Source organism: Winogradskyella immobilis (assembly GCF_021887715.1).
GTDB lineage: Bacteria > Bacteroidota > Bacteroidia > Flavobacteriales > Flavobacteriaceae > Winogradskyella > Winogradskyella immobilis.
The window spans coordinates 1-4925 of the sequence record NZ_JAIQXX010000038.1; the positions used below are offsets into that span (position 1 = coordinate 1).

The 4925-nt window shown below is 30.9% G+C and carries 7 protein-coding genes; all 7 read left to right on the forward strand.

All coding sequences use genetic code 11. The features are described from left to right. Positions 1–121 precede the first annotated feature (121 nt). The 7 genes from K8Z87_RS13570 to K8Z87_RS13600 all read left to right on the forward strand — a co-directional run bounded on the left by K8Z87_RS13570 (position 122) and on the right by K8Z87_RS13600 (position 4668). Positions 122–520 carry a hypothetical protein gene (locus K8Z87_RS13570; RefSeq protein ID WP_227478117.1) on the forward strand — a complete coding sequence of 133 codons (399 nt, stop codon included), beginning with the start codon at positions 122–124 and terminating at the stop codon, positions 518–520. Next, on the forward strand, positions 513–785 hold the full coding sequence (locus tag K8Z87_RS13575; RefSeq protein WP_227478118.1) for a hypothetical protein: 273 nt from the start codon (positions 513–515) through the stop codon (positions 783–785). Before K8Z87_RS13570 ends, K8Z87_RS13575 begins: the two co-directional genes overlap by 8 nt. Positions 786–949: 164 nt before the next feature. After that, entirely contained in the window at positions 950–1387 is a 438-nt protein-coding gene (locus K8Z87_RS13580) for a hypothetical protein (protein ID WP_227478119.1), read from the forward strand. Positions 1388–1394: 7 nt separating this feature from the next. After that, a complete protein-coding gene (locus K8Z87_RS13585) occupies positions 1395–1838 on the forward strand; it encodes a UPF0158 family protein (protein ID WP_227478120.1) in 444 nt (147 codons plus the stop codon). A gap of 190 nt (positions 1839–2028) precedes the next feature. Beyond that, positions 2029–2619: an ASCH domain-containing protein gene (locus tag K8Z87_RS13590; RefSeq protein ID WP_227478121.1), complete on the forward strand. Its 591-nt coding sequence runs from the start codon at positions 2029–2031 to the stop codon at positions 2617–2619. Between the two features lie 158 nt (positions 2620–2777). Further along, the gene (locus K8Z87_RS13595) at positions 2778–3686 is read left to right on the forward strand and encodes a hypothetical protein (protein WP_227478122.1); all 909 of its coding nucleotides are present in this window, start codon (positions 2778–2780) and stop codon (positions 3684–3686) included. Positions 3687–3903: 217 nt separating this feature from the next. Continuing rightward, a complete protein-coding gene (locus tag K8Z87_RS13600; RefSeq protein ID WP_227478123.1) occupies positions 3904–4668 on the forward strand; it encodes a hypothetical protein in 765 nt (254 codons plus the stop codon). Positions 4669–4925 lie beyond the last annotated feature (257 nt).

Sequence of the window (4925 nt, forward strand, 5' to 3'; positions counted from 1 at the left end):
GCTTATTTGGAAAATTCCTTCGGAATTTTCTCGCGTTCGTTTTTGTTTACTAAATTAGTTGCTTAAACACGCAACTAACCATACACAAGACCGTTGTGCATAATTTGAGAAAACTCACGAAATGAAAAAAATATTCGGAATTTTATTAATAATTCTCATTTTAAGTTCCTGTAAAAACGACCCATTTTGTTCTTTGAATGAAAATAATGTTGGAAAAGAAATTTATGATTTAGACGAGGCTTCTTGTTTTATAGCATTGAAATTGAACAAAAAAACATCTGACTTAAATTTGATTCGTGATGCACTAATTGCGGAAGAAAACTATATGATTAAAATCGGACTGATTTCCGAGAATCCGAATTCAGAAAACGGAACTGAACCCAATACTGAATTGGATGTGAATGAACTTGTGGAATATGCTCTGAATAAGGAAAAAGTTGAATTGACAAAAACTGAATTAATAGAAATTTACGAAACTGAAATTGAATACTTGAAATTTATAGGAGTTGTAAATGAATAAAAAAGGAACACCAATTTTAGACTTTATTGATGGATTATTTACTAATTCAGAAATGATTATATTTTCAATTCCATATTTAATATTAACTTCAGTTGGAACTATAATTAAATTATTGGTTCTATCATTACTTTCCATTATTTCATTTAATAAATGGATTAAACTAAAAGACTTGTGGAATAAAAAATATCTAAAAGCAAATCTTGGAAATCCTTGGAATTTTGTATTGACTGTTACATTATTGATTATTTTAATTATAATATTATAAAAAAACTATGCACAACACCGTATAAAATTAATTGCTAGTAAAAGCCTATTTACGAAAGTCCTCGCGGACTTTCTATCTGTGATTTATTTGCTAACTTTAGTGCTTAAATCACGCAACTAATCTTATACAACAACGTTGTGCGCAAGCTGAAAAACTCACTCGAATTGATAAAAAGAGCTATAATAATAACCTTAATTTTGAACTCAATAATTCTGATTGGTGTTCCAGCTGGACACGGATACGGAATTATGGCAATGTTCGAATTTATAAGTATTCCTTCGCTTTTAAAAAATGGAATTGATTTCCAAAAAGAATATCCTTTTGAAAGTAGTTTGATAATAACAGCTTTGGTTTCTTTGATTGGCAAAATAATATTAATTGTTTGCCTATTTTCAAAGAGAATATTGGAAAAAAAACTCTGGATTTATATCGGATTATTATTGATGATAATTGCGTTTTTAATAGTTGTTTATGGAGCTTGGGATTATGATACATTCTTATTTGCTATTACATTAGGTTCTGGAATACCATTTTTAATGTATTTTGGTAGAGTAATATATTTAATGAATAAGAGCAAAAGTTTAGTAAAACAAGTAAATTAAAACGGAATTGGAGAAAGCAATAATTAAGAAAATAGCGCAAGAATTGGATAGCGGATTTAACTGCTATTACAATTCCAAAACTGATGAAATTGTTGCAATTCCAAACTTCTCGCAATTTACCGATGACGAAGACTTTAAAGAGGCTTTTAGTGACAGTTTAGAAAAAGTGAAAAAGCATAAAACGGATTTTATAAAAATTGAGGCTTTAGAAAGTTTTGAGTCGTTCAAAATTATGGAACTTTTTGTTGAGCAGATGTCTGAACAAAATCTAAAAGCGGAATTGGAAAATGTATTAGCAAATAAAAAGCCATTTCAGAATTTTAAGCATAAAGTTGACCATTCTGATTTTAGACAAAACTGGTTTGAATTTAAACAAAAAGAGCTCGAAAAAAAAGTAGAAAACGAATTAGAGCGTGGAAAGCCTGCGCACAACAACGTATATAAAAAATAGCGCGATTCGTTGCTAACACAAAGGTTTGGGCATTTTTGGAAAGTCGCCAAATTTTTAAATTTGACAAATTTCCAAAAACAAAATAATTAATAAAATTTAAAAATTCGGCTTATGTGTAATCCGAAATTTATCGCTTACTTTCAGCGCTACTTTTCATATACGAGCCGTTGCCATTAATACTGAACAAACTATGAGAAACATTTCAATCTTCCTGTTTTTGATTTTAGTTGGTTGTAAAGACGAAAGCAAAAATAAAAGTGAAATCGGAACTGAAAACCAGTCTGAAATGACGACTGAAATCGAGAACGAAATTGACCAATCAGTTTCTGAAATGTGGAACAACTTTATCCAATCAAATCCTGAATTCAAAAATGACGGAATACCTGAATCGGACTTTTTCCACAATAATGAGAAAGACGCAAATAGATTGGCGGAATTGACTCTAACTGGAAAAAAGAGAGCTTCATCTGGACTTTATAGCTTGTACCAACAATACAATGCGGATTTACCAAGCGTCGGAACAAAACAAATCGTAACGGACTTTAATGGAAATGCAAAAGCGATAATAGAAAATGTGAGTGTCGACACAATCCCATTTAACAAAATTTCCAAAGAATACGCCGAATTGGATATGGGAACGGATATTGAACCTTTGGAAAAATGGAAAAAAGCCCATTGGGAGTTTTTTGAGAATTTTTTAAAAGAAAGCGGACAAAAACCAACTGAAGAAATGCTCATAGTCGCTGTGGAATTTGAAAAAATATGGCCAAAAAATGAATAAAGTACTAATGGCAACAATGTATAACCGCAATTACGGCGGATTCGACTACGTCCGAATCCACTCGGAATTGCTAAAGCCTGTGCTAAACCGAAAATTAACGCATATTAACCCGTAACTGACGGTTATACGAGACCGTTCTACGCAATTTAACCAAACCAATGAAAATCATAGTTTCGATATTAACTTTTTTACTTCTTTGTTCTTGTAACGGACAAAGTGTTTATGAACTAAATAAAGCGGAATTAGAACATTGCCATACTTGTAAATCGAAAGACAAAAACCCAAATCCAAATCCTGAGTGGGTTCAAAACGACTTATCACGATTCAAGGAAATGGTTAATCCAATTTCTGACTTAAAACCGACCGTTTCTGATTATCTGGAAGTCTATCCAGAATTATTAAAGAGGATTAGAAATACATCAAGTAATACTATTGAATTATTAGATGAATTAAAGTTAATATCTCACGATTTTTATGGTGGATATACAAGTTTCAACTTAACAATTCTGACCTATGAAAACAAAATTTTATATTCAAGATTGTGGTTTGAGGTTGAAGAAGATGTGTTTGAGAATATCTACTTAAAAGAAATAACAATTCCATTAACTTGTAGTGGAGCAAATATGGAATATTATAAAGTTCACGATAAAAATTTAGCTGAATACACAAAAAAATATCCGAATTTCACTTTAGAGATTGACATCGAGAAATATAAACCCGATGAACTCAACGCATATTATAATATGAATCAAATTGAAGACAATTTTGGCGCATTTCAAGTTTCAGACGATTATGCACATTTGGCAAATGGTTTTATCAAACCTCTTTTAGAGCAAAAGAAATATGCCGTTTTAGAAAAACTACTGTTTGGTGTTAATCCAGTTGGTAGAATTTATTCATACACAGCTTTGAAAATTGCATTGAATCAAGGTTATCAACCTAATCAAGAAATAATTAAGCAAATGGAAAAAGTAAAAGTAAGCGGACTGAAATTTAAAAGCGGATTTAACTCATCACATAGTGAGACAACCGATTTTGATTTTACGAATAAATTAAACTTTGAATAAAAACTGCGTAGAACAACGCATATAAGCAATGCGGGAGTTTGTGCTTAATTAAAAGTTCGGGTATATTTGGGGGACAGCCGAATTTTAACAAATTCGACTTATTGCTAAAAAAACTAATAATCGAAATTTGTAAAAATCAGCTCGTGCTTAACCGAATAGCCTTCGCTATTCTCGCCCGCACTGCTCATATACAGAGACGTTGCCAGTAATTATAAAAATGCAGAACGTAATCAGAAAACTTAAAGAATTTAGCACTCAAATCGACTTGAAAAAGAGGTTTGATTTCAATTTTGACGTTTCTGATAAAATATTCAGTTCAGCAGAAAATAAAAGACTGAAAACTCATAACAATCCGTTTGACCAAAACGTTGAATTGAAATGGATTTTAAGCGAAAAATATCAATCGAATTCTGAACAGAATTTTATAGATTTTTGGATAATCAATGTTTGGGGTGGAATTCGCGGATTTAAACCAAACGAAAAAAATATTGACAAAATATCAAGATTTAAAAAGCAGATTGAAAAAGGTAGATTATCATTAGATTGTTTTAGCACAATATCTTCTCTTTCTAAAGTTTCATCTTTTTTACATCCAGAAAAATTTGTGATTTATGATTCAAGAGTAATTTACACTTTAAATTGGCTGATATTGACTTGCGAAAATCAAAATGGATTGATTGAAAAATATTACCCAATGCCAAGTGGACGAAATAGAATAATTGCTGATTTTGATATGAATACAATTATTAATGTTTCTCACTTGCCTGAATATATGGATAAGTCGGAATTGTTTATTTCACAGCAGCAAGCATATTTTGATTTTTGCAATTTAATCAAAAAAGCAACGATAGAAACCTATGGGGAAAATGCGAAACCTTACGAACTTGAAATGCTTTTATTTACATTAGCTGATAAAGAGATATTTACAGAATTGAAAAACACGCTGAAAATAACTACTGGCAACAACGTATATAAAACATAGCTAGTAAGTGCTAAACCGAAAGGTTTGTGCTTATTTTCGAAGCCGCCAAATTTTTAAATTTGGCTTTTAAAAGAGAAAAAGTAAAAACAAAACATAAAAATTCGGCTCTGTATTTATCCGAAACGTTTGCGTTATTTTACACGCTACGTTTCATATACAAACCGTTGCCACATATTTTGGAAAAGGCGTAAAATCTTTAATTTTTATTGAGTAAAATAACCGCTGCGTAAATCGGAAATGCAAAAGTTACGCAGTTG